The organism is Kiloniella sp. (genome assembly GCF_048259265.1).
Classification (GTDB): Bacteria; Pseudomonadota; Alphaproteobacteria; order Kiloniellales; family Kiloniellaceae; genus Kiloniella.
This window is the reverse complement of the sequence record NZ_JBLXHT010000001.1, coordinates 139,193-161,661: the sequence shown is the minus strand read 5'-3', so window position 1 is coordinate 161,661 and position 22,469 is coordinate 139,193. Positions and strand designations below refer to the sequence as shown.

Below are 22,469 nucleotides of genomic sequence, written 5' to 3'. Positions count from 1 at the left end.
AAGGAATAACAGGTCAAATTTCAAGAAGAGTATATCTATGAACTAAGTTTGACGGAGCTAAATCACTGCACCGTAGAATTTTTCCCAACAGTAGGATCATGAGCAACATGGTCTTCAGATAGAGGATCAAAACCAACCGATACAAAATAAAGCCCCCAAGCCGGAGCCATCTCACCAGCTTGACCACGATCTTTTGCTTCCAACACCCGTTTCAGATCTTCTTTTGTCCACTTACCCATGCCTACCTTTTTTAAAGATCCCGTGATGTTTCGCACTTGGTGGTAGAGGAATGAACGAGCAGATAACTCGATACGTATTTCATCCGCCTGTTGGGTGACTGAAATCCGGTTAATGGATTTTATCGGGGATTTCGCCTGACAATCCTTGGCACGGAAAGATGTAAAGTCGTGAACGCCAACTAAAACCTGTGCCGCTTCATGCATCGCATGTACGTCCAGTTTCTGGGGAACGAACCACGCTTTGTTATGATCAAGAACAAGATGTGCCCGACGGTTTATGATACGGTAGAGGTAACTGCGTTCCGTTGCAGAAAACCTTGCATGAAAATCATCATCCACAACCTCTGCATCCAGCACGGCTACCTTAGCGGGGCGGATATGAAAATTAATCGCTTCTCTGACTTTGTGAGCAGGAAAATCCTTTTCCAGATCGACAGATGCAACCTGCCCCAGGGCGTGCACACCACTATCCGTCCGTCCCGAGGCAAAAACCTGTGCCCGCTCTCCACTGAACTTGAAAATTGCTTCTTCCAATACTTCCTGAACAGAAATTTGCTCCTTTTGGCGTTGCCAACCAAAAAAATCTGTCCCGTCATATTCAATGGTGAGTTTATAACGAGGCATTATACGCCTTTAGTTTCGTGAGCCTGCATCAAATTTGTCCCTTTTTTCAGTGGGAATCCATTCAAGAATGCTTTGCGGTCCATAACACCTTTTCCCGGACGCTGTAGTTTCTCAATCCGCAGCGCATCCTCGCCACAGGCGACCAACAGCTCATCATCAAGTAAAGTTCCCGGTACAGCATTGTGAAGATTTTCAACAAAAGAAACTGCCTGAACTTTAAAGCGATCCCCTTGGTAAGTGAAATGTACGCCCGGCCATGGAGTTAAGGCCCGCACCTTGCGTTCAAGGTTTTGAGCTGACTGCGTCCAGTCTAATTCACTTTCATCACGAGATAATTTTTTAGCATAAGTTACGCCTTCTTCGGGTTGGGGTGTTGGCACCAAGGAACCACCCACAAGCCCGTCAAGAGCTTCAACAATCAATTTGCCACCAAGTGCCGAAAGCGCATCATGCAACGAGGATGCTGTTGTTGTTGATGTAATATCGATCCTACCTTCGAGAATGACATCGCCTGCATCAAGCTCTTCAACCATTTGCATAATACAAACGCCACTTTCAGCATCACCAGCTTCGATCGCCCGCTGAATAGGGGCAGCCCCACGCCAACGTGGTAACAGCGAAGCATGTACATTCACGCACCCCATTTTCGGTGCATAAAGGGCTTCTGTAGGTAAGATCAGCCCATAGGCAACCACCACAGCCACATCAGCCTTATGTTCTCTGAATATATCCTGAACATCGGAATTTCTGAAGGTCTTGGGTGTAAAAACCGGCCACCCCTGATCAGCTGCATAGGCGTGAACTGGCGACAGCTTTTCTTTCTGTCCCCGCCCAGCCGGACGCGGTGGCTGGCTATAGACAGCGACAATCTCGTGCCCGTTTTTCGCCAGGGACTGCAAACAAGGAACGGAAAAATCCGGGGTTCCCATAAAAACGATACGTAACGGTTTCATCCCATGTTCCTTGTTTCGTTATTTATCATGCTGTTTGCTTAATTCCGCGTCCTCAGAGCCGCAGGCAAACCAAGCGATTATCCCGCTTCCTTTGCCGCGACGACTTTCTTCAGCTTCTTCATAATCATGCCGCGCTTTAGCTTTGAGATATGATCGACAAAAAGCACACCATCAAGATGATCAATTTCATGTTGGATACAGGTTGCCAAAAGACCATCAGCCTCAAGTTCGATCTTCTTCCCTGCCTCATCAAGATAAGTCATTTTGATCGCAGTCGGGCGTTCGACATCAGCGTACTGTTCTGGCAAAGAAAGACAGCCTTCTTGATAAACCGAATACTCGTCTGATTCCCAAGTAATTTCCGGGTTTACCATACAATAGGGCTGATTTTCTTCTTTATCATCACTAACATCGACAACAATAACCCGCTTGGTCACACCAACCTGACAAGCAGCAAGGCCAATCCCAGGCGCCTTATACATCGTTTCAAGCATACTAGTCAGCAGCTCACGAATTTCATCGTTCACTTCTTTAACGGGTTCACAAACGACTTTGAGGACCGGGTCCGGGGCGATGACGATATCAAGAATAGCCATGATTACTCGCTATTTTTACATATTAAATTTGATACACTGACGTCTTAAAATTAATAAGATTCAGCTCTTTTCTCTTAGGTATTGCCTCATAGCCGTCAGGTCAAGCAAAGCCTGACACAAAAGCCTCTACTGACGAAGCCGTCTAGCCCATGCTAGACTTAGTTTCGAATCGCAAAATGTTCTTTTTACACCCAATTGGATAACCTATGGATCTCACTGTTCTCCTGACTGGCGCCACGGCTGGTTTCGGTATCGCACTTATTATTGGCCTGCTTATCAACCTTAAAACAAGAGGACAAAATTCTGAATTAAGTGCGTTAAACCAAAGCCTTGTAGATAGGAAACAAGAACTCTCTCTAGAGTTGGAAAAGCAACAGGCAGAATACATAAAGTTACGCACAGAGCGCGAAGAGCTGCATGAAGCCTATACTGACGCCATCACACGCGCCGCCACAGAAGAACAAAAAGCATCCCGCATTCCAGAGCTAATTGATCAAACAAAAACTCTTGAACAGGACAATCTGAATTTGCGGAACCTCATGGCACGTCTAGAGGCTGAAAAGGCTGAAATGCGAACAACGCTCAATAAGGAACGTGAAGCGCAAACAGAGAAGTTACAAATTCTAGATGAGGCCCGGATAAAGCTTACAGAGCAGTTTGAAAACCTTGCCAATCGCATTTTGGATGAAAAATCGCAAAAGTTCACCGAGCAGAACAAAAAAGGCCTGGAAATGCTTTTAAATCCCTTGAAAGAAAACATTCAGGGATTTCAAAAACGCGTTGAAGAAACCTATGACAAGGAATCAAAAGAACGTTTCTCTCTCCATAAAGAAGTACAAAGGTTGGCCGATCTTAACAAACAAGTCAGCGAAGACACCAATAACCTGACCAAAGCCCTGAAAGGACAAAGCCAAACACAAGGTGCCTGGGGTGAAATGGTTCTGGAAATGGTTCTGGAAAAATCAGGCTTGAGCAAAGGGCGCGAATATGACGTCCAGCAGTCAATGAATACCGAAGAAGGCAAGCGCTATCGCCCGGATGTCATTGTTCACCTACCCAATGGCAAAGACATCGTAATTGATTCAAAAGTGTCCCTGACGGCCTACGAACGCTTTCATTCTTCGGAAGAGGACGATCAAAAAAGCATCGCCCTTGCCGAACATGTCACATCGATCCAAAATCACGTAAAAGATCTGTCGCAGAAATCCTACCAAGACCTAGAAACTATTCGGTCATTGGATTATGTCCTATTGTTTATGCCCATCGAAGGGGCCTTCAGCACGGCAGTCCAACACCAACCGGACCTTGTTGGGCAAGCCTTAGAAAAGAATGTTGTTATTGTGACACCCTCTACCTTATTACTCGCCCTGAGAACGGTCGAAAACATCTGGCGTTATGAAGACCAAAATCAAAATGCCCAGAAAATTGCCGAAAGAGCTGGAAAATTATACGACAAGTTTGTTGGCTTTGCAGAAGATTTGAACAAGGTTGGGGACTTTCTGACAAAAGCACAGCTGAGCCACGATGAGGCTTTCAAAAAGCTCTCAAATGGCCGAGGCAACATCGTCAAGCAGGTTGACCAACTACAGAAAATGGGGGCCAAAGCCAGTAAAACTCTGCCAGGGAATCTGACAGAGTTTTTGGATAATGACGAATCAGATGAACCTCAGAATAAAGAATCGCCTCTTCTTTCTGATACATAAGTGAATCCGTTATCGCTTATTCGTTGGAAACCCTGAGTTTGTAATCAAAAGAGACTTTACCTTCAGCAGGGATCTCAAGCGTCCAGATAACCTTGTTCGCCGACTTTTTCTCGTGCTTGACGCTTTCGTTCAGAATATTCCAATTTCGTGGCATGTTTCCGACAACGTCAACGGACACAGCTTTGTCGCCACTATTTCTCAAGGTAATTTCTTGGGTCAGTTGATAACTGTTTCGCGAGAGGTTTTCATAAGAAAGCTGTTTACCGTTCCCTGTGACTTGGTTGGCAGAACCGATCACCAATTCAAACTCTTCTCCTTTCGGAACAGCCTGCATGTGCTCTTCCCCCATAAAGATCGATGAATTGGCATCTTTAACTTGCTGATAAACACGGATAGTGCCCCCAGGAAGCGGTTGACCAAGACCTTTGTCTTCGATGTTTTCAACCTTTAAAACAATGTCAGCTTGTTGACGACCTGTTTCATCAGCACCAGGGTAAGGTTGGACCAATTGTTGAAAGCGATAGCGTTTTTCAATTTCAACGGCATCATTTTCAAGCAAGGTCACCTGTTTCGTTTCGACACCACCGATATCAATCTTGCCCGGCAGTCGATAGACATCCCGATCGGCCACAGACTGACGTTGCGGCATTGATGATTCTGCTTTAGAAAACATCACATCGCTTTCAGCACCCATCATCGCCATTCGTGGAGCCGGGGCAGGCTGAACACGCTTTACATTACCCGCCACCAATCGAACATCTGCATCAACAAACTCAACACCTGTTTGGTTGGTCAAAGTTGCCATTGCTTTCAATGATAACTTTTCACCACTGGGATCTAAATCCGCGACATAAGTCACGCGCCAGTCCAAACCACCTGTGAGGTAGGTCAGCTTAAGATCCTTGTCACCGGCTTTTGCGCTTTCCACAACAGCAAGTAGTGTTGGACCCGCTCTTAATCCTTCAGGTATCGAATCATAAACGAGACGACCCAAAATTCCGGTCTCAATTTTATCTTCAACCCTCAGAACCACGCCCTCACGAACAGCCAAAATATCTGCTTTTAGCGCGCGTTCTTCACCGGTTTCCGGATTAGTCCGAATCAAGGTTACGGTTTTACCTAGAGAAGCTTCTAACAATCGCTGCGGAGAGAGAACTTGCTGATCAAGGCGCTGTTCTCGAACACGAAGCCCCTCTCCCGCAATAAAAAGACTATCAATCAAAAGATGAGGACTAACATCCTCCAGCGCTAAGGTACTCCCGCCTGCTGACAGTTTACTACGGCGCGTCTGGCTAACCTGCCCCAAATTATTACTGTAGAACACTAGCTCAGTAGATTGATTAGCATCTGCTCCAATGGGGATCTCTTGAGCACTTGCGAGAGTACTCAAAGAGAATGCACCCAACAAAGCAACCGCTAAATAATTAGCAGAAAATAATCTTGAGGCGGTCATTATGTCAGCTCCTCAGCTTTGACGTTATTGCGATTGATTGCCAAGATGCTATTGCATTACGACAAAAGCATGTCAGTAATAAGACATAAACCTTGCCTTAGCATGCAAGAAACAACTCTGATTACGAGCGATTTATCATAAACAAGATCTAGTTTATGGTCTTTACATGACCTTTTCTGTAATTAAGAGTATTGGCAAAATCAGCGATATCAGTAACGGTAAAACGTTCGTCGCCACAGTCGTACCCCATAAAGAAGCCTGTCGGGTGAGGGGTGTGATTATAGCCAGCAGGTGTCGACGATCTTACAGCTTGCATAAAGGTGATACACTCTGCGCTTTTATCATTTTCAAGTTCAGCATAGTAAAACTTACCATACTGATTAGTCAGAATATTAACCTCAGCAGGGTTGAGTTTTGGGGCACTTTTCTCAAAGTCATTCCAGTCAGACATTAACTTGCCAAATTCTTTTTGGTCTATCTTAATTCTGTAATGACGAGCATGGCCAGCCTTGGTGATTAACATACTACCACCATCCCACACCCATTCTTCCTGATAGGTACCGCTATAGGTTACTTTTCGTGCATAAAGAGATGTATCTTTAGTTTGCTTCCAACTAAGAACAGCTTCATTTTTGGGAATTCCCTCCCAGTCAGTCCATCCACTATTCGTTGTTTGACAAGCACTTAAAATAAACAATGAAGCCGTTGAAAACAAAACAGCAAATTTAGACATATTCCCCCACAAATATAATGTAATAGATAAAATTCGGCATCTATTTCGTAATGAGAATTAAAGCCCCTTGCAATCAAAAATTGAAAAATTATTCATCAGCACATATTTTAATCAATAACTTAGTTGGTTGATCGACGTGCTTTCAGAGCAGCGGTAAGCGTTCCATCATCCAGATAGTCCAAGCTTCCCCCAACGGGAACGCCATGGGCTAGTTTGGAGACATCAACTTCATATCCTGCGAGACATTCTGTGAGATAGTGCCCTGTTGTTTGTCCGTCAACGGTTGCACTCAGAGCAAGAATAATTTCCTGCACATGTGTTTCACCTGCTCGATCCAGCAACTGATTAACATTCAACTGGGCCGGCCCTCGTCCATCAAGCGCAGACAGCGTGCCGCCCAAAACGTGGTACAGGCCTTTAAATGCGCCACTTCGCTCCAACGCCCAGAGATCACCAACCTCTTCAACAACACAGATTTTACTATGATCTCTTTTGGGACTCTGGCAAATAGCACAGGGGTTTTCAGTATCAAGATTACCGCATGTCCGACAATTTGTAATGCTCGCGGCTGCGTCAGTCATTGCTTTGGCAAGCGGCAGCATCAGACTTTCGCGCTTTTTCATTAAAAAAAGCACCGCCCTTCGCGCCGACCGGGGACCTAGCCCTGGTAAACGCGAAAGAAGTTGTGTCAGACGGTCAATCTCGGTTTTAGCCATGTATGTCGGCCTAGAACGGTAACTTCATGCCAGCCGGAAGATTAAGGCCACCAGTTACGTCTTGCATTTTTTCCTGTGTCGTCACTTCAACTTTTGAGCTTGCGTCGTTCACGGCCGCAAGGATCAAGTCTTCAAGAACTTCAACATCATCTGCATTAATCAATGACGGGTCAATTTTGATAGACCGAAGATTGTATTTGCCACTCATAACCACTTTGACCATGCCTGCGCCCGCAGCGCCTTCGATTTCCAAGTCAGCCAAAGCTTCTTGCATTTCCGCCATTTTGCTCTGCATCTGCTGAGCTTGCTTCATTAAGCCGGCCAGATTTTTCATCAGATTTCATCTCCGTTATTAAGGCGTTGTAGCAACTCCGCATCATCAAGATCCGGGTCTTCCATATCTGGGTCCATGATCTGATCAATCAAGGACTTTTCATCCACGCCTTCTACTACATAGTTATCAGGCATCAAGCCTTTTCGGCTGATTAATTTTGTTCCCGGAAACAATTTAAGAACAGATAAAACAAGCGGATCTTGCATCGCTTTATCATCAAGCGCTTGATTAATCTGTTTTTCCTGCGCCCGGATGGTATCAACACCGTCTTTTGCTCTCTCGATGACTTTCCACTTCGCCCCTGTCCACTCGCTCAGATGGCGTTGGATTTTTGCAGATAAATCACGAGGCGCATTCTCGGCAGGCTTATACTCTATTTCACCCGGACTAAACCGAATCAGATGGACATCATTCCCAAGATAAGCGGACAGAATTCTCTCGCCCCTATCCCGTGCAAGATTAATCACATCCCGGAATGTTTTCGGGGATGCGTAAACCTCTTCTTCAAACTCAACGTCTGGGGAAGTATTATCCACAACCAATTCTGGTTTTGTTGTTGCTCCAGATGAAGCAACAACATTCGGGTCCATGGCCACGGCTTGCCCACCATTTGCCATTCCACGAACGGATGTCTGTGAATTTGATGTTATTCTATTGCCTTCGCCGCCAGCTCTATTTTGGACGCCGCCAGCAGGGGCGTTACCCGCTGGAGCGTCCTGGAGCTTTTTTATGAGATCCCCCGGTGTGGGAAGATTACTCGCATAAGCCAGACGAATAATTACCATCTCAGTTGCCTGCAAAGGATGAGGCGCAATTTGAATTTCCCCCAATCCTTTCAGCAACATTTGCCAGGTTCGCGCAAGTAGAGGCATTGAGAGCTTTGTGCACATCTCGCCACCACGAACGCGTTCAGCTTCGGGAATCCCCGGTGCTTCCAACGTTTGAGGAACTAGTTTAGCCCGTGTTAGAAGGTGGCTTAGTTCCAAAAGATCTTTCATCACAACAAGAGGTTCTGCCCCCCCGTTATAGAGATCAGACAAGATACTCAATGATTCAGGGCAATCCCCCTGCATCAACGCATCATAGAGATCGAAAATCCGGGTTCGATCCGCCATACCAAGCATATGACGAATTGGCTCGCTTTCTATTTTTTCACCACCGCCCAAGGCAATAGCCTGATCCAAAAGAGACAAACCGTCACGCGCAGATCCATCAGCAGCACGCGCAAGAAGACCGATTGCTTCGTCCTCAAACTCAATTTTTTCTTTGCCGAGGATCATCGTGAACAGCTTGATGAGCTCTTCATGTTCCAAACGCCTGAGATCAAAACGTTGACAACGGGACAGAACGGTTACCGGTACTTTGCGAATTTCTGTCGTCGCAAAGATAAAGACAACGTGCTCTGGCGGCTCTTCCAGTGTTTTCAACAGCGCATTAAAGGCACTGTTGGAAAGCATGTGCACCTCATCGATGATGTACACTTTTTTGCGGGCAGATACCGGGCGATAGCGCACAGATTCGATTAACTCTCGAATGTCACCCACGCCCGTACGGCTCGCCGCATCCATTTCCATCACATCGACATGGCGATCTTGAGCAATAGATGTACAACTCTCGCACACACCACAAGGATCAGCGGTTGGACCGCCTTGCCCATCAACACCAACACAGTTCAGCGCTTTAGCAATGATACGGGCTGATGTTGTCTTACCCACACCACGAACACCGGTTAAAATAAAAGCATGGGCCAGACGATCAGTATCAATCGCATTTGTTATCGTTTGGACAAGGGCATTCTGCCCATATAGATCACTGAAAGAGGCAGGGCGATACTTTCGCGCCAAGACCTGATAAGCCGCGTTGGATTCGTTTTCCGGTTCAGCGGGTTCTGTAGAAATATCGCTCATACTACTGCTTGATTTGTGTCGAATAACTCCACTTTACCCCATTGAAGCATCAAGGCAATCATCCACAGCAAAGTTCTTGAAAAAGAGATGATCAGGCACAAAAAAACGAGCCAAAAGCTCGTTAATACAGTTACTTATCATAAAAATAGAAGGTGAGAGGCTGAACCACGACCCGCGGCTAACTCGTTACGGCTGCTTCCTTCCGGATCTGACCGGGTTGGCGAGCGCTACGCCCATAGCCAACCTCTCGCCCCCTATATCGGACTTCTCCGCCACGAACGCAAGCCCTTTTGCAGGAAATTAATTTTCGAACGCTCTAAATGTTTACAGATCGACATCTCTGGTACACCCTCTGACCATGACCACAAAATTACATATCTATTCTTCGTCCGAACTTGATCGTGCAGCTCACCTGCGTGTTCATCCCGACACCTTGCAAAGCTATCGCAACTCACCCGATAGTCTCGTCACAATCGTCTGGCGCCACATGGGGCTCTTTACGTCTAATACAGGCACCAGTACTAGCGATGACATCGGACCCTATTTCATTCCCGCCAGTCATGCCGGAGAGATTTTTGATCTGGCAGAAGAGGTAATTTTTCTTGGCCTTCGGCACAACAGACCCATCTTGGCCGCAATGCTCCCCCACAGTGAAACAGCCCCGGAGCTTTCGCCTCTGGAATTTTCTCAGGGTACCTTTTTGGATTTACGGGATCATTGGTCACTTCTAAACAAAGAAGACGCCGCCATCATGGCCTATGCACGTGGCCTAAACCACTGGCATAAACACCATCGTTTTTGCGGACATTGCGGAAACCCAACGCGTTCAACAGAAGGCGGACACGTTCTGGAATGCACAGGTAGCAATTGTGGCAAGCTACACTATCCCCGTACTGATCCCGCAGTAATCATGCGTGTCACCGATGGCGACTGGTGCCTGCTTGCCCGAAATGCAGGATGGCGCCCGGGGGGACACTCTGTTTTGGCTGGCTTCCTTGAAATTGGTGAAAGCCTTGAACAGACTGTTATCCGGGAAGTAAAAGAAGAAGTTGGAATCACGGTCCAAAATGTCCGTTATCATTCTTCCCAACCTTGGCCTTTCCCAGCTTCGTTAATGGTGGGCTTTACCGCAGAAGGGTCTCGTCATGATCCCCTAGTTCTGGATTCAAATGAAATTGAATCTGCCAAGTGGTTCCACCGTGACGAACTCTTGGCTTCTCCCGAGGACGAAACCTTCAATCTTCCGCGTAAAGACTCAATTTCGCGCGTTCTTGTCGATGACTGGCTAAAAGAAAAATAACCTCTATTCAAACAAGAAAAGCTGGGCGACGAACCCAGCTTTTCTTTTATCATCAATCGTCCTGTGGCTTTCTAATCAGGATGGTGTCCTGAAAGAATTGGCGGGATAAACCCCAAGAATTTTAACTTCTTTCGAGAAGAAACTCAGCTCTTCTAGTGCCAGACGAACCAGACGTTCCGAAGGATGGCCTTCCACATCTGCATAGAACTGCGCGACAGAAAAGCTACCGTCTGTGATATAACTTTCCAGCTTTGTAATGTTCACACCATTTGTCGCAAAGCCACCCAATGCTTTGTATAGCGCCGCCGGAACCGACCGCACCTTAAAAACGAATGTCGTCACAACCATACCGTCTTTGGGATCGGGATCAATCGGGTCCCTCGCCATAATCAAAAAACGGGTCGTATTATCTGCGTTATCATTTACATCCGTCCCCAACGTCTCAAGGCCATATATTTCACCCGCCATAGAGGTCGCGATCGCACCGACATCCTTATTATTCCATAAGGATACCTGCTCGGCGGCCCCTGCTGTATCAGCCGCGACAATCGGCTCTATATCATGTTCACGCAAGAACTCACGGCACTGCGCCAAAGCCTGAACATGGGAATGAACCTGGCGTAAACCCTTCAGAGTCGCACCTTTGGGGGCAAGCAACTGATGTTCAATTTTTTGATAATGCTCACCAATAATATGTAATCCCGATTCTGGCATCAGGTGATGATTATCGGCCACGCGTCCCGCGCTTGAATTCTCAATCGGAATCATCGCAAGACGGGCTTTACCATTCCGAACTGCTGCAAAGGTATCCTCAAACGAATAGCAGGGCAGCGTTTCCATGTCTGGAAATACCGCTCGACAAGCTATGTCAGAGTTTGCACCCTTGACGCCCTGAAAAGCGATCAGATTATCAGCATCGGTCATTGGTTTAGGCCTTAGTTATATTGTTAATCAATTTTGGCTTCTCGTATTAATTCGGCCATTTAGCTTTGACCATATCAATACAGAAGACCTCAGGATCCAGCGAGAATCTGTCTCGCCTTTTCAAGGTCCGCAGGAGTATCAACCCCAAGCGGAACAGTGTCAACGAGAGCAACATCAATGCGCATACCTGATTCCAAAGCCCGAAGCTGCTCTAATCGTTCGCGTTTTTCCAAAGGCGATGCAGGTAAAGAGACAAATTTCTCCAATGCTTCGCGACGATAGGCATACATGCCAATGTGATGATAGAGAGGTTGATCATTATTACCCTCATCCCAAGGCGCTTTGCTTCTTGTAAAATAAAGAGCACGAGAAACTGTTTGTCCCGGTATAAAACCAGCGACGGCCTTTACCACATTTGGATTATCTCGTTCAGCCAAGTCGGATATTTCTACTGCCAGAGTGCCTATATCGACACCATCCGTCGCCAAAAGTTCAAACGTTTGCTTGATCAATCTTGGCTCAACAGTTGGCAAATCCCCCTGCACATTAATGATGGCGTCATATTTATTTTCCGGATCGAATTTTTGCAACGCCTCATGGATACGGTCAGAACCAGAAGGATGATCAGGGTCTGTTAAAACGGCATGCCCACCAATCTTTTTAATTGCATCCGCGATTTCCTGTTCAGCACAGGCAACCACAACAGGCCCCAACTTGGCTTCGACAGCCCGATTGTAACACTGGGCAATCATTGGCAAGCCTGCGATATCCGCCAAGGGTTTATTTGGCAAACGCGAAGAAGCCATTCGCGCAGGAATCAACACAACAGGATTTTGAGGACTGGACATGAAAGGCCTTTAACAAATAAATTTAGTTAATGGATTCACCTGAGTATTACTTACTGAGAGAATCCTTTTCTTCGCTCTAACATAGTTAAGAAACCGCTTCTAAACAAAGTGCTTTGCGCTTTTTTCACTATAACTATTCAAAAAATCCGCTTAAGCTTGGCAAAAATCAATGGAAACTATTGAATGCTCGGCGTCAGAACGCTATTGTCTGCCGGAAATTCAAATAAAAGCCCAAAGGGTCAGGAAGAATGTCTTTAGAGAATAATAAGGCTTTTGCCTCAGTACTAACTGCCGGCATCATCTTAATGGCATCTGGTTTTGCAGCAAACATGCTCTACCAACCAAAAGACTTGGAAGAAAATGCCTATAAGGTTGAAGTCGCTGATAGCGGTGCTGAAACGGCATCGACAGCCCCTGCTGGCCCAGTTATTGAACCAGTAAGTGCCCTTCTTGCTTCTGCTGATGTTGCGGCAGGTGCAAAAGGATTTAAGAAATGTGCTGCCTGTCACACCGTAGAAAGTGGTGGCGCGAACAAATTAGGCCCGGCGCTTTGGGGGGTTGTTGGCTCTCAACGTGCTTCAGCTGATGGATACTCCTATTCTGACGCTCTAACTGCCATGAATGGTGAAACTTGGGATTACGAAGCTCTCAACGAGTTCCTGACCAAGCCAAAAGCTTTTGCCCCAGGAACGAAGATGGGTTTTGCTGGTCTCAAGAAAGTTGGTGCCCGTGCGGACCTGATCGCTTACTTGCGCGAGCAAAGCGACAATCCGGCGGCTCTGCCAGAGTAAGCAGAAAAACAAGCATCTAAAAAAGGCGACCCACCGGGTCGCCTTTTTTATGCATCACAATTGTAAAACAAATCTGCTAACAACAATTTGAGCTAGATTTTAAGCAGGGTTCCTCATGATAAGTTCCGATTTTCTTTGTCCCAACGAATTTATACAGCTTGGCGAAAAGCTTTGCGACGCTGCACAGGACGTTATCCTCAACCATTTTCGACAATCGCTTGATGTCGAAGGAAAAAGCGATGACTCGCCCGTCACCATTGCCGACAGAAATGCAGAAAGCGCCATGCGTGATCTCATCAACACAGCCTATCCTGATCATGGAATAGTCGGCGAGGAACATGGCTCTGAGAATCTGGATGCAGAATTTGTCTGGGCCCTAGATCCAATAGATGGCACCCGGAGTTTTATTTCTGGCCACGCCATTTTTGGTACTCTCGTTGCTCTTTTACGTAATAATCAGCCTGTCATGGGCATACTTGCAATGCCTGTGCTCGGCGAGCGTTGGGTCGGCGCAACAGGACACAAAACCCTTTTTAAGGACTTTAGAGGCATCACCCAGGCGACCACTCGTGATTGTGCCAAACTATCTGATGCCACAATTGCCACCACTTCTCCCCATCTATTTAAAGAAGATGAGTTTCCAAAGTTCGATCGAGTTCGCCAAAATACCAAAATGCCCCTCTATGGTGGAGACTGTTATAACTATGGCCTTGTCAGTAGTGGATTAATTGACCTAACCGTTGAAGCTGGTATGGGTGTTTATGATTTTCTGGCGCAAGTCCCTATCCTCACTGGTGCAGGGGGGACCATGACAGATTGGGAAGGCAATGCCCTTGGCATGCATTCTGATGGAAAAGTCATCGCTGCTGGAGATGCCCGCGTACACCAAGAGGTTTGCAACCTCATCAATCAATAACTCTTATCAGTACCAAAACAAAGTTGGCTATTTAAGCTATCATGTTAACCATTTTTCATTACTCACCTGCCACTATCCTCATTCGACTTTGGTTGAGGTGCGAAAAATGGTTAACGAAGTCCTTGATCATAAAACAAAAACACCTCAAACTCTCCAAATAGAGGCTTTTGCCTGTTAAACAGACATTTCGGAGGTTATGACAAGACGATGCGCACACTCTTTCTGGTCAACTTTGTCCTCTGCGTCTTCTTGCCGTTTTCAGTTACCGCACAAACGACAAAATCCCACGGCATCGCAATTCATGGCGAACCGGGTTACCCTGCGGACTTCACTCACTTCAACTATGTCAATCCTGATGCACCCAAAGGCGGCGAAATTCGCATTGCAAGCGAAGGCACCTTTGACAGCTTTAACCCCTATATCATCAAGGGTGTTCCCGGCCCGGGTTTCACGCCAGAAACTCTTTTGGTGTCTAGCGCGGACGAAGCTGCCAGCGCATATGGGTTAATCGCTGAAGATCTTGAATGGCCGGAAGACAGATCCTGGGTCATCTTCACCCTGCGCCCAGAAGCCAGATGGCACGACGGCGTCCCCATAACCGTCGACGATATTATTTTTTCTTGGGAAACCATACGTAATGACGCCGGACCTTACGTAAAAAACTATTACGCAATCTTGAAGAATGTCGAAAAGGCCGGGGATAATCAGGTTAAGTTCACTTCAGACGAACCGGGTAACAAAGAATTCCCCATTCGCGCTGGATCATTGCCGATTTTTGCCAAACATTACTGGGAAAGCAGAGATTTCTCTAAAAGCACACTGGAACCTCCTTTGGGAAGTGGTCCTTACAAAGTAACGGACTTTGAAGCTGGTCGTTATGTAGTTCAAGAAAGAGTGAAAGATTACTGGGGAAAAGATCTGCCCGTAAACAAAGGGCAAGATAATTTCGATAAGATAAAAACCACCTACTACCATGATGACGATGTCATCAAGCTTGCGATCAAATCAGGCGAAATAGATTATCGGAACGAACGCTCATCCAGTGCCTGGGCACAAGATTATGATGTCCCTGCCATTACAAAAGGATGGCTAAAAAAAGAATCAATCCCACACAAACGTCCCCAAGGAATTCAGGGTTTTTTTTACAACACGCGGCGAGACATTTTCAAGGACCCAAAAGTCAGAGAAGCGATTGGCTATGCCTATGACTTCGAGTGGACAAATAAAAACTTATCTTTTGGGCTGCTGACGCGAACAACCAACTTCTTTGGAAACTCTGATTTATCCTCAACAGGAGTTCCCAAGGGTCGCGAGTTAGAAATACTAGAAAAGTATCGCGGCAAGATTCCTGATCGTCTTTTTACAGAAGCATTTCATGTCCCTACATCTGATGGAAGTGGTTGGCCTCGACACAACTATCGCAAAGCTTTCGAGCTTCTTGCCGATGCAGGCTGGGTCGTGAAAGATCTGAAATTGGTGAACGAAAAAACCGGGGAGCAAATGTCTTTTGAGATGCTTGTTTCATCCAAAGGTATGGAAAGAACGATACTTCCCTTTGTGACAAGCTTAAGCAAGCTTGGTATTGATGCCCGAATTCGCCTCGTTGATCGATCCCAATACATCAACCGTATTAGAGATTTTGACTATGACATCGTCATTATTAAACTTCCTGCTAGCATCACACCCGGTACAGAACAACGCGGTTTCTGGACGAGTCAAACCGCAGATAAAAAGGGAAGCGGCAACTTTGCAGGCATAAAGGATCCTGTTATCGATGAGCTAGTAGAAGCCATCGCCAATGCAAATGATCGTGAAGAATTGGTTGCCACGGTCCGTGCATTAGATCGAGTATTACTTTGGGGATATTATGTTATCCCACAGTTCCATACCGAAGATGATCGTGTGCTTTACTGGGATAAATTTTCACGACCAAAAGTTACCCCGTGGCGAGGAACCAGCACATCCTATTGGTGGTTTGATAGCGACAAAGAAGCAGCATTGATGGCTTCAATGGCAAAAAATGAACAGGCACAAACCAGTGACACAACAAACGACAATGAAACATCCCTTGTCAAAACCTCTGGGAACAATGAACCGTTTTTTGATCCATTAATTATTGATACCTTTTTGAATAACTTTGAAAATCTGGGCCTTAATCCGGAAACACTAAAAGACTTTTTCACCTTTCAGATCTTTGTCGATCCTGACGCTTTTTTTAAAAAAGATAACTGGCGCCCCTATGCACTCGGTATCAGCTTGTTGATTATTGGCCGCTGGTTCATTCGAAGACGTCGACGCAACAGGGGGCAAATCTGATGCTGGCCTATATTGTTCGCAGACTTTTACTGATGATCCCAACACTTCTTGGGATCATGGTTTTAAATTTTGCCATCATTCAGCTTGCCCCGGGCGGCCCTGTGGAACAGGTCCTCGCCAAACTGTCAGGGCAAGGCGCGGAGATATCAGAACGTATAACTCAGAACAAAGATGATCTGGCCCCGATCAGTGATACAGAAGCATCAAACACCAGCAAGTATAAAGGCGCACAAGGGCTCGACCCTGAACTTATCAAAGAGCTTGAAGTTCAATTTGGTCTGGATAAGCCCCTTCATGAACAGTTTATCGTCATGATGGGTAACTATTTAACCTTCGATTTTGGTGAAAGTTTCTTTCGGGATCGGCAAGTTATTGACCTTGTTATAGACAAAATGCCTGTTTCTATTTCTCTGGGACTCTGGACCACATTACTTGTTTATTTGATCTCTATTCCCCTTGGCATAAAGAAGGCCATTCGCGATGGATCCTCTTTTGATATATGGACCAGTGGCATCATTATCGTCGGGTATGCTATTCCTGGATTTATCTTTGCCGTTCTCCTGCTTGTCGTGTTTGCCGGAGGCAGCTATCTCACAATTTTCCCTCTTAGCGGACTAACATCAGATAACTGGGATGAGCTATCAACACCCAATAAGATACTCGACTACCTGCACCATATCATTTTACCCGTCACAGCGATGGTGATCGGCGGTTTCGCCAGCTTAACAATGCTGACCAAGAATTCATTTCTAGATCAAATTGGCCAACAATACGTCACAACGGCACGGGCAAAAGGCCTAACAGAAAGTCGTGTGCTTTACGGTCATGTATTCCGAAATGCTATGCTCATCGTCATCGCAGCCTTCCCCGCCAGTTTCATCGGCGTGTTGTTTACAGGCTCTGTACTCATCGAGGTTATTTTCTCCTTGGATGGACTAGGTCGTCTCGGCTTTGAAGCCGTATTCAATCGTGATTATCCTATTATTTTTGGCACCCTGTATTTTTTCACCCTTGTTGGACTGCTTATGAATATCATTGGTGATCTCGCTTACATGCTCATCGACCCCAGAATTGACTTTGAAAGTCGGGAGGGTTGATCTATGAGAGGTGATACACAAAAACTATTCGGCGTGACTCTCGCCCCGATGAATCAGCGGCGGTTACAAAACTTCAAAAAAAATCGCCGGGGATACTGGTCACTTTGGATTTTTATTGTTCTTTTCGGCCTGAGCCTGCTCGCCGAAGTGATTGCTAATGATAAACCTATTGTCGTTTTCTATGACGACCAAGCATACTTTCCGATTGTGCAAGCTCTCCCAGAAACCCACTTCGGCGGAGAATTCAAAACAGAAACAGATTACCACGACCCTTATGTTCAGAGCTTGATTTCTGCAAAGGGTTGGATGATCTGGCCGTTAATTCAATACAATTATAAAACTGTAGCCTATAAGCTGCCTGCGCCAGCCCCCACACCACCCGATTTTGATCATTGGCTCGGCACAGATGATCAGGCGCGGGATGTTGTCGCCCGTCTGCTCTATGGTATGCGAATATCAATTTTATTTGGCCTGTTATTAACAGCAATCAGCGCCGTTATCGGTGTGACAGCCGGTGCAATCCAAGGTTATTTTGGTGGCGTGCTTGATCTCGTTGCGCAGCGTTTTATTGAAATATGGAGTGGCCTACCAACCCTCTATATCCTCATTATTGTCAGTTCCGTTCTCGTACCAAGTTTCTGGACGCTTCTGGGGATCCTCATGCTCTTTAGTTGGGTCGGCTTTGTCGGTGTCGTCAGGGCCGAGTTTCTAAAGGTACGAAACTATGATTACATCAGATCAGCAAAAGCGCTGGGGGTCAGCGATAGAATGATCATGTATCGCCATATCCTACCCAATGCGATTGTTGCAACGCTTACCTTTCTCCCCTTCACGTTAACGGCAGCAATTACGGGGCTGACCTCTCTTGATTTTCTTGGGCTAGGTCTTCCCGCAGGATCAGCATCACTTGGTGAGCTTCTTGCTCAGGGCAAAGCAAACCTTCAAGCTCCGTGGTTAGGATTAACAGCCTTTGTTTCCCTCGCGGTAATGCTCAGCCTTTTGGTGTTTATTGGTGAAGCAGTCCGTGATGCCTTTGACCCCAGAAAGCTTTTTAACGGAGGTCGCTCATGAGTGTTCTCGTCGACCATTCCACTAAAGAAGAGCAAGCTCTTTTGGATATCACCAGTCTTTCTGTCCAGTTTCGTGGCGACGAAGAGACTGTCGATGCCGTCGCGGGTATTACCTACAAGCTGATGGAGGGGCAAACAGTTGCTCTGGTTGGAGAGTCCGGATCAGGAAAATCTGTCAGCGCCCTATCTATTTTGCAGCTGCTCCCTTACCCACAAGCACACCACCCACAAGGAAGCTCGATAAAGTATAGAGGTAAGGAAATCATTGGTGCCGATGATGCCACCATGCGGGATATCCGTGGAAATAAGATTTCGATCATCTTTCAAGAACCCATGACATCATTGAACCCGCTGCATACGATCGAAAAGCAAATCAACGAAGTCCTTTTTGTGCATAAAGGCATGAGCAAGATCGAAGCACGGAAACGTACTCTCGAACTTTTAAAACTGGTCGGCATTAAAGATCCTGCTGGTCGCCTAAAATCCTACCCACACGAACTGTCTGGTGGACAGCGACAACGTGTCATGATTGCCATGGCACTCGCCAATGAGCCGGACCTTTTGATCGCGGATGAACCAACGACAGCACTGGATGTCACCATTCAGGCGCAAATTCTTGAACTACTTAAAGAGCTTCAAGAAAAACTTGGCATGTCTATTCTGCTGATCACACACGATCTTGGCATCGTCAGAAAAATGGCCGATCGGGTTTGCGTCATGACAGAAGGACAAATTGTCGAACAGGGGCCGACAGAAAAAATTTTCTCGCAACCAGAGCACCCTTACACTCAAAAGTTACTCGCGGCCGAACCTCAAGGAAAACCTGTCGAAACCAATTCTGATGCACCAGAAATAATGGCCTGTGAAGATATCAAGGTTCACTTCCCGGTTAAGCGAGGCTTGCTGCGTAGAACCGTTAGTCATATCAAGGCCGTTGATGGCATATCCCTCACCCTGCAACAGGGCCATACAATTGGCATTGTCGGCGAGTCAGGATCGGGAAAGACAACCCTAGGCCTCGCCCTCTTGCGTTTGATATCAAGTAAAGGTGCAATCCGTTTTGATGGGAAATCCATTGCCAACACAAAAGGATCGCAACTCAGATCACTTCGGCAAGAAATGCAAATTGTTTTCCAGGACCCCTATGGATCACTCAGTCCTCGCCTCTCTATAGGACAGATCATCGAAGAGGGCCTCAAGGTTCACGGACTAAGTGGCAATGCCAAAGAAAGAGAAGCACTCATTATAGAGGCCTTAAACGAGGTTGGCCTTAATCCGGAAAACCGCCATCGTTATCCGCATGAGTTTTCAGGTGGACAGCGCCAAAGAGTTGCCATTGCCCGTGCCATGGTTTTAAAGCCCCGTTTTCTGGTACTGGACGAACCAACTTCGGCACTTGATATGTCCGTTCAGGCCCAGATCGTCGATTTACTTCGTGACTTACAGGTCAAACATAAGCTCACCTACCTTTTCATAAGCCATGACCTGAAAGTAGTTCGCACACTGGCGGATAATGTCATCGTCATGAAAGATGGCAAAGCAGTTGAAACGGGGACAGCCAAAGAAATCTTTGAAGCTCCGAAAACTGCCTATACTCAAGCCTTGATCAAAGCGGCTTTTGATCTGGAAGTTGTTAACCAAGACGCGATAAGTGCTTAAAAAGCTTCACCACAGACATTAAACTCGCTGGAATCTAAGAGATCTAGAAAAACAATTTCTGAAGGTAAACCACTGCGAAATAAAAAACTTTTGTTGCCGGATTGCCATACCTTTCCTGCATCCCCTACACTGTCTATTCGATGACCGATCATTAGGGGCTCTTGATGGCACTTCTTTTTATTTCTGAAACGGACAAGTTGGATTTGTGGCGTAAATATCTGCGCGATGAAATCCCTGATCTCGATATGCGTCTGTTGCCAGAGATTGGAAATAAAGAAGACATAGAGTACGCCCTTGTCTGGCAGCCCCCCAAGGGACTGCTCAAATCCCTACCAAATTTAAAAGTTATTTTTTCCCTAGGTGCCGGGATAGACCATCTGGCCTCGGACCCGGATTTACCCGAAAACGTCCCCGTTGTGCGAATGGTTGATTCGTCTTTGACGTCAGGCATGACAGAATATGTTGTCATGGCGGTCCTAAACCACCACAAAAGTATGCGGTTGTATCGCGAACAGCAGAACCGTAAGGAGTGGGCGTTGCATGTCCCGCCAGTAACCTGGGATAGGCGGGTTGGTATTATGGGTATGGGAGTCTTGGGTTCAGATGTCGCAGGTAAGCTAAGCTATCTCGGCTTTGATGTCGCAGGGTGGAGCCGGACCCACCGGGAACGACCAGGCATAAAAACCTATGCGGGTGCAGATCAGCTTGAAGACTTTCTAAAAACAACCGAAATATTGGTCTGCCTGCTGCCTCTGACTTACGAAACAGAAGATATTCTTAATAGAGATCTTTTCGCCATGCTGCCCAAAGATGCGAGTATTATCAATGCGGCAAGAGGCGGCCACCTGGTTGAAGAGGACTTAATAAAAGCACTGGATTCAGGCCATCTGTCCGAGGCAACTCTGGATGTGTTCAAGTCCGAACCACTGGATCAAAGCCATCCCTTTTGGGATCATCCCAAAATCACGATTACGCCGCATGCTGCCAGCACAACACACCCAAGCTCTAGCGCCCGTAATGTAGCCGATGGTATCCGGCGCTTTGAAAGCGGAGAAGAGCTATTAAATGTTGTCGATATGAAACGAGGGTATTAGGCCTGTCACGGTGTATTCCATGAGACACCAAATTCACTCTATCAAAAACAGATATTTAATGACTGGAAATCCTCTGCCGAAACTTGAGGGTTCAGATGCGATGGGCCTTAGACTTCTTCGGCATATTGTTCGACCATATCCCCAAACTCTCGTAAATAAACGGAACCTTTGATTGTTCGTTGCACAAGGATCGAGCGGCGGTCATTCTCATCCGTTTTCCGGCGAACAAAGTCATACTTTCCTAGACGATCAAGAGCACGCGTCACGGCTGGTTTTGACATATTCAGCTCTTCTGCCAACCCACGAACAGTATGTTCCTGATCTTTGAGATATACATGAAGCAATAAAGTAAATTGGCGAGACGTCAGATCTGGCAGCCCTTTTTGCAGAGCTGTGACCATAACGCCTCGCCATAATTCTAAAGCCTGTTTCGCTGGTATATCCACGATCAATCCCAAACGTTCCGCAATCGCAATGATTCTAGAACACAAACAGGACCAAACTCAAGATATTCCTTCAATACGTTACAGGAGCATCATAGCCGTTTAACTTTCTTGCTCAAGTTGGCTTAAAAACTCATGCATTTTTTCGGCACAAGCAATAAAGCCAATATAAGTCAAACAGCTATATATTACCGAACGGTAACACAGGTAACTTTACTCAAACTTGCCACTTTATGAGAAACAGATCCCAGAAGAAGGGATTCCAAATCACCGTGACCACGGCTCCCCATCACAATCGCATCGACTTTGTTTTTGTCGGCAAATTCAACAATCGATCTCGCAGGTGGGCCAACTTTTACTTCAGTCTTGATATTCTCAACACCAACTTTTTTAGCAATTTCTTTTGCTTCGTTGAGAACTTCTTGGCTAAAGGAATCAAGAACATATTGTGCGTCCTGACCAGAAACGTGTTCAACCTCCATAAAGCGGCGCAACCCTTCGTTCATTTTGACAGCTTTTGCAACTGTCAAAAAAACAAGCTCACCTTCAAACTTAAGGGCCAGGGCTGCGGCTTTTTGAACGGCCCGCATACTATGCTCGGAACCATCAACCGCACAAAGGATTTTATTGAACATTGTCATACTCCATCTGTAAGACAGTTATTAAAACCAAATTCAAAAGAACATTAGCATAAAATAAGAGAATTTTCCCAATCTCTATGAACAACCCTGAAATGCAAAAAAGCAATCCATT

The 22,469-nt window shown here is 46.2% G+C and carries 21 protein-coding genes and 1 other RNA gene; 9 read left to right on the top strand and 13 right to left on the bottom strand.

All coding sequences use genetic code 11. The features are described from left to right. Positions 1-62: 62 nt before the first annotated feature. The 3 genes from truA to def all read right to left on the bottom strand — a co-directional run bounded on the left by truA (position 63) and on the right by def (position 2,412). Complete coding sequence (gene truA, locus ACN0QW_RS00765) at positions 63-863, bottom strand: tRNA pseudouridine(38-40) synthase TruA (RefSeq protein ID WP_417427895.1); 801 nt, start codon at positions 861-863, stop codon at positions 63-65. Next, a complete protein-coding gene (gene fmt / locus ACN0QW_RS00760; RefSeq protein WP_417427893.1) occupies positions 863-1,816 on the bottom strand; it encodes a methionyl-tRNA formyltransferase in 954 nt (317 codons plus the stop codon). The genes truA and fmt overlap by 1 nt, the downstream gene beginning before the upstream one ends. Before the next feature lie 77 nt (positions 1,817-1,893). After that, a complete protein-coding gene (gene def / locus ACN0QW_RS00755) occupies positions 1,894-2,412 on the bottom strand; it encodes a peptide deformylase (RefSeq protein WP_417427891.1) in 519 nt (172 codons plus the stop codon). A 206-nt stretch (positions 2,413-2,618) separates the two neighbouring features. On the opposite strand from def, the gene rmuC reads away from it, so the two are divergent. Beyond that, complete coding sequence (rmuC, locus tag ACN0QW_RS00750; RefSeq protein WP_417427889.1) at positions 2,619-4,115, top strand: DNA recombination protein RmuC; 1,497 nt, start codon at positions 2,619-2,621, stop codon at positions 4,113-4,115. Between the two features lie 16 nt (positions 4,116-4,131). On the opposite strand, the gene ACN0QW_RS00745 is transcribed toward rmuC, so the two are convergent. The 6 genes from ACN0QW_RS00745 to ffs form a co-directional block, all read right to left on the bottom strand. Beyond that, the gene (locus ACN0QW_RS00745; RefSeq protein WP_417427887.1) at positions 4,132-5,568 is read right to left on the bottom strand and encodes a DUF4139 domain-containing protein; all 1,437 of its coding nucleotides are present in this window, start codon (positions 5,566-5,568) and stop codon (positions 4,132-4,134) included. A gap of 148 nt (positions 5,569-5,716) precedes the next feature. Then, positions 5,717-6,301: a hypothetical protein gene (locus tag ACN0QW_RS00740; RefSeq protein ID WP_417427885.1), complete on the bottom strand. Its 585-nt coding sequence runs from the start codon at positions 6,299-6,301 to the stop codon at positions 5,717-5,719. 119 nt (positions 6,302-6,420) lie between these two features. Further along, the gene (recR, locus tag ACN0QW_RS00735; protein ID WP_417427883.1) at positions 6,421-7,017 is read right to left on the bottom strand and encodes a recombination mediator RecR; all 597 of its coding nucleotides are present in this window, start codon (positions 7,015-7,017) and stop codon (positions 6,421-6,423) included. Between the two features lie 10 nt (positions 7,018-7,027). Further along, entirely contained in the window at positions 7,028-7,351 is a 324-nt protein-coding gene (locus ACN0QW_RS00730) for a YbaB/EbfC family nucleoid-associated protein (RefSeq protein ID WP_299378704.1), read from the bottom strand. Continuing rightward, positions 7,351-9,258: a DNA polymerase III subunit gamma/tau gene (locus tag ACN0QW_RS00725; protein WP_417427881.1), complete on the bottom strand. Its 1,908-nt coding sequence runs from the start codon at positions 9,256-9,258 to the stop codon at positions 7,351-7,353. Before ACN0QW_RS00725 ends, ACN0QW_RS00730 begins: the two co-directional genes overlap by 1 nt. Before the next feature lie 151 nt (positions 9,259-9,409). Continuing rightward, an RNA gene (gene ffs, locus ACN0QW_RS00720) (signal recognition particle sRNA small type) lies at positions 9,410-9,507 on the bottom strand. A 109-nt stretch (positions 9,508-9,616) separates the two neighbouring features. Between ffs and nudC the strand changes: the two genes are divergently transcribed. Further along, positions 9,617-10,558, top strand: a complete 942-nt coding sequence (nudC, locus tag ACN0QW_RS00715; RefSeq protein ID WP_417427879.1) for an NAD(+) diphosphatase — start codon at positions 9,617-9,619, stop codon at positions 10,556-10,558. 75 nt (positions 10,559-10,633) lie between these two features. On the opposite strand, the gene ACN0QW_RS00710 is transcribed toward nudC, so the two are convergent. Both ACN0QW_RS00710 and ACN0QW_RS00705 read right to left on the bottom strand, forming a co-directional pair. Beyond that, positions 10,634-11,482: a prephenate dehydratase gene (locus ACN0QW_RS00710; RefSeq protein ID WP_299378698.1), complete on the bottom strand. Its 849-nt coding sequence runs from the start codon at positions 11,480-11,482 to the stop codon at positions 10,634-10,636. Between the two features lie 89 nt (positions 11,483-11,571). After that, on the bottom strand, positions 11,572-12,330 hold the full coding sequence (locus tag ACN0QW_RS00705; protein WP_417427877.1) for a 3-deoxy-manno-octulosonate cytidylyltransferase: 759 nt from the start codon (positions 12,328-12,330) through the stop codon (positions 11,572-11,574). A gap of 248 nt (positions 12,331-12,578) precedes the next feature. Between ACN0QW_RS00705 and ACN0QW_RS00700 the strand changes: the two genes are divergently transcribed. The 7 genes from ACN0QW_RS00700 to ACN0QW_RS00670 all read left to right on the top strand — a co-directional run bounded on the left by ACN0QW_RS00700 (position 12,579) and on the right by ACN0QW_RS00670 (position 21,273). Next, positions 12,579-13,121, top strand: a complete 543-nt coding sequence (locus ACN0QW_RS00700; RefSeq protein WP_299378694.1) for a c-type cytochrome — start codon at positions 12,579-12,581, stop codon at positions 13,119-13,121. 115 nt (positions 13,122-13,236) lie between these two features. Beyond that, positions 13,237-14,037, top strand: coding sequence for a histidinol-phosphatase (gene hisN / locus ACN0QW_RS00695; RefSeq protein WP_417427875.1), 801 nt, complete (start codon positions 13,237-13,239; stop codon positions 14,035-14,037). A gap of 207 nt (positions 14,038-14,244) precedes the next feature. Beyond that, a complete protein-coding gene (locus tag ACN0QW_RS00690) occupies positions 14,245-16,353 on the top strand; it encodes an extracellular solute-binding protein (protein ID WP_417427873.1) in 2,109 nt (702 codons plus the stop codon). After that, the gene (locus ACN0QW_RS00685; RefSeq protein WP_417427871.1) at positions 16,353-17,450 is read left to right on the top strand and encodes a microcin C ABC transporter permease YejB; all 1,098 of its coding nucleotides are present in this window, start codon (positions 16,353-16,355) and stop codon (positions 17,448-17,450) included. Before ACN0QW_RS00690 ends, ACN0QW_RS00685 begins: the two co-directional genes overlap by 1 nt. A 3-nt stretch (positions 17,451-17,453) precedes the next feature. Continuing rightward, positions 17,454-18,521, top strand: coding sequence for an ABC transporter permease (locus ACN0QW_RS00680; RefSeq protein WP_417427869.1), 1,068 nt, complete (start codon positions 17,454-17,456; stop codon positions 18,519-18,521). Further along, positions 18,518-20,179, top strand: a complete 1,662-nt coding sequence (locus tag ACN0QW_RS00675; RefSeq protein ID WP_417427867.1) for an ABC transporter ATP-binding protein — start codon at positions 18,518-18,520, stop codon at positions 20,177-20,179. The genes ACN0QW_RS00680 and ACN0QW_RS00675 overlap by 4 nt, the downstream gene beginning before the upstream one ends. 164 nt (positions 20,180-20,343) lie before the next feature. After that, positions 20,344-21,273, top strand: coding sequence for a 2-hydroxyacid dehydrogenase (locus tag ACN0QW_RS00670; RefSeq protein WP_417427865.1), 930 nt, complete (start codon positions 20,344-20,346; stop codon positions 21,271-21,273). A gap of 107 nt (positions 21,274-21,380) precedes the next feature. Here the strand turns inward: ACN0QW_RS00670 and ACN0QW_RS00665 are convergent, their stop codons facing one another. Both ACN0QW_RS00665 and ACN0QW_RS00660 read right to left on the bottom strand, forming a co-directional pair. Continuing rightward, positions 21,381-21,719 carry a MarR family winged helix-turn-helix transcriptional regulator gene (locus ACN0QW_RS00665; protein ID WP_417427863.1) on the bottom strand — a complete coding sequence of 113 codons (339 nt, stop codon included), beginning with the start codon at positions 21,717-21,719 and terminating at the stop codon, positions 21,381-21,383. Positions 21,720-21,904: 185 nt separating this feature from the next. Then, positions 21,905-22,351 (bottom strand): universal stress protein, encoded by a 447-nt coding sequence (locus ACN0QW_RS00660; RefSeq protein WP_299378679.1) that lies wholly within the window; start codon positions 22,349-22,351, stop codon positions 21,905-21,907. Positions 22,352-22,469: the final 118 nt, after the last annotated feature.

Excerpts from the sequence above, each read along its gene's own strand:
- ACN0QW_RS00685 (WP_417427871.1), top strand. The coding sequence starts at position 16,353 with ATGCTGGCCTATATTGTTCGCAGACTTTTACTGATGATCCCAACACTT.
- ACN0QW_RS00680 (WP_417427869.1), top strand. The coding sequence starts at position 17,454 with ATGAGAGGTGATACACAAAAACTATTCGGCGTGACTCTCGCCCCGATG.
- rmuC (WP_417427889.1), top strand. The coding sequence starts at position 2,619 with ATGGATCTCACTGTTCTCCTGACTGGCGCCACGGCTGGTTTCGGTATC.
- truA (WP_417427895.1), bottom strand. The coding sequence starts at position 863 with ATGCCTCGTTATAAACTCACCATTGAATATGACGGGACAGATTTTTTT.
- ACN0QW_RS00710 (WP_299378698.1), bottom strand. The coding sequence starts at position 11,482 with ATGACCGATGCTGATAATCTGATCGCTTTTCAGGGCGTCAAGGGTGCA.
- ACN0QW_RS00725 (WP_417427881.1), bottom strand. The coding sequence starts at position 9,258 with ATGAGCGATATTTCTACAGAACCCGCTGAACCGGAAAACGAATCCAAC.
- ACN0QW_RS00670 (WP_417427865.1), top strand. The coding sequence starts at position 20,344 with ATGGCACTTCTTTTTATTTCTGAAACGGACAAGTTGGATTTGTGGCGT.
- ACN0QW_RS00730 (WP_299378704.1), bottom strand. The coding sequence starts at position 7,351 with ATGAAAAATCTGGCCGGCTTAATGAAGCAAGCTCAGCAGATGCAGAGC.
- ACN0QW_RS00740 (WP_417427885.1), bottom strand. The coding sequence starts at position 6,301 with ATGTCTAAATTTGCTGTTTTGTTTTCAACGGCTTCATTGTTTATTTTA.
- ACN0QW_RS00745 (WP_417427887.1), bottom strand. The coding sequence starts at position 5,568 with ATGACCGCCTCAAGATTATTTTCTGCTAATTATTTAGCGGTTGCTTTG.
- ACN0QW_RS00700 (WP_299378694.1), top strand. The coding sequence starts at position 12,579 with ATGTCTTTAGAGAATAATAAGGCTTTTGCCTCAGTACTAACTGCCGGC.
- ACN0QW_RS00705 (WP_417427877.1), bottom strand. The coding sequence starts at position 12,330 with ATGTCCAGTCCTCAAAATCCTGTTGTGTTGATTCCTGCGCGAATGGCT.
- ACN0QW_RS00660 (WP_299378679.1), bottom strand. The coding sequence starts at position 22,351 with ATGTTCAATAAAATCCTTTGTGCGGTTGATGGTTCCGAGCATAGTATG.
- hisN (WP_417427875.1), top strand. The coding sequence starts at position 13,237 with ATGATAAGTTCCGATTTTCTTTGTCCCAACGAATTTATACAGCTTGGC.
- recR (WP_417427883.1), bottom strand. The coding sequence starts at position 7,017 with ATGGCTAAAACCGAGATTGACCGTCTGACACAACTTCTTTCGCGTTTA.
- nudC (WP_417427879.1), top strand. The coding sequence starts at position 9,617 with ATGACCACAAAATTACATATCTATTCTTCGTCCGAACTTGATCGTGCA.
- ACN0QW_RS00675 (WP_417427867.1), top strand. The coding sequence starts at position 18,518 with ATGAGTGTTCTCGTCGACCATTCCACTAAAGAAGAGCAAGCTCTTTTG.
- ACN0QW_RS00690 (WP_417427873.1), top strand. The coding sequence starts at position 14,245 with ATGCGCACACTCTTTCTGGTCAACTTTGTCCTCTGCGTCTTCTTGCCG.
- fmt (WP_417427893.1), bottom strand. The coding sequence starts at position 1,816 with ATGAAACCGTTACGTATCGTTTTTATGGGAACCCCGGATTTTTCCGTT.
- def (WP_417427891.1), bottom strand. The coding sequence starts at position 2,412 with ATGGCTATTCTTGATATCGTCATCGCCCCGGACCCGGTCCTCAAAGTC.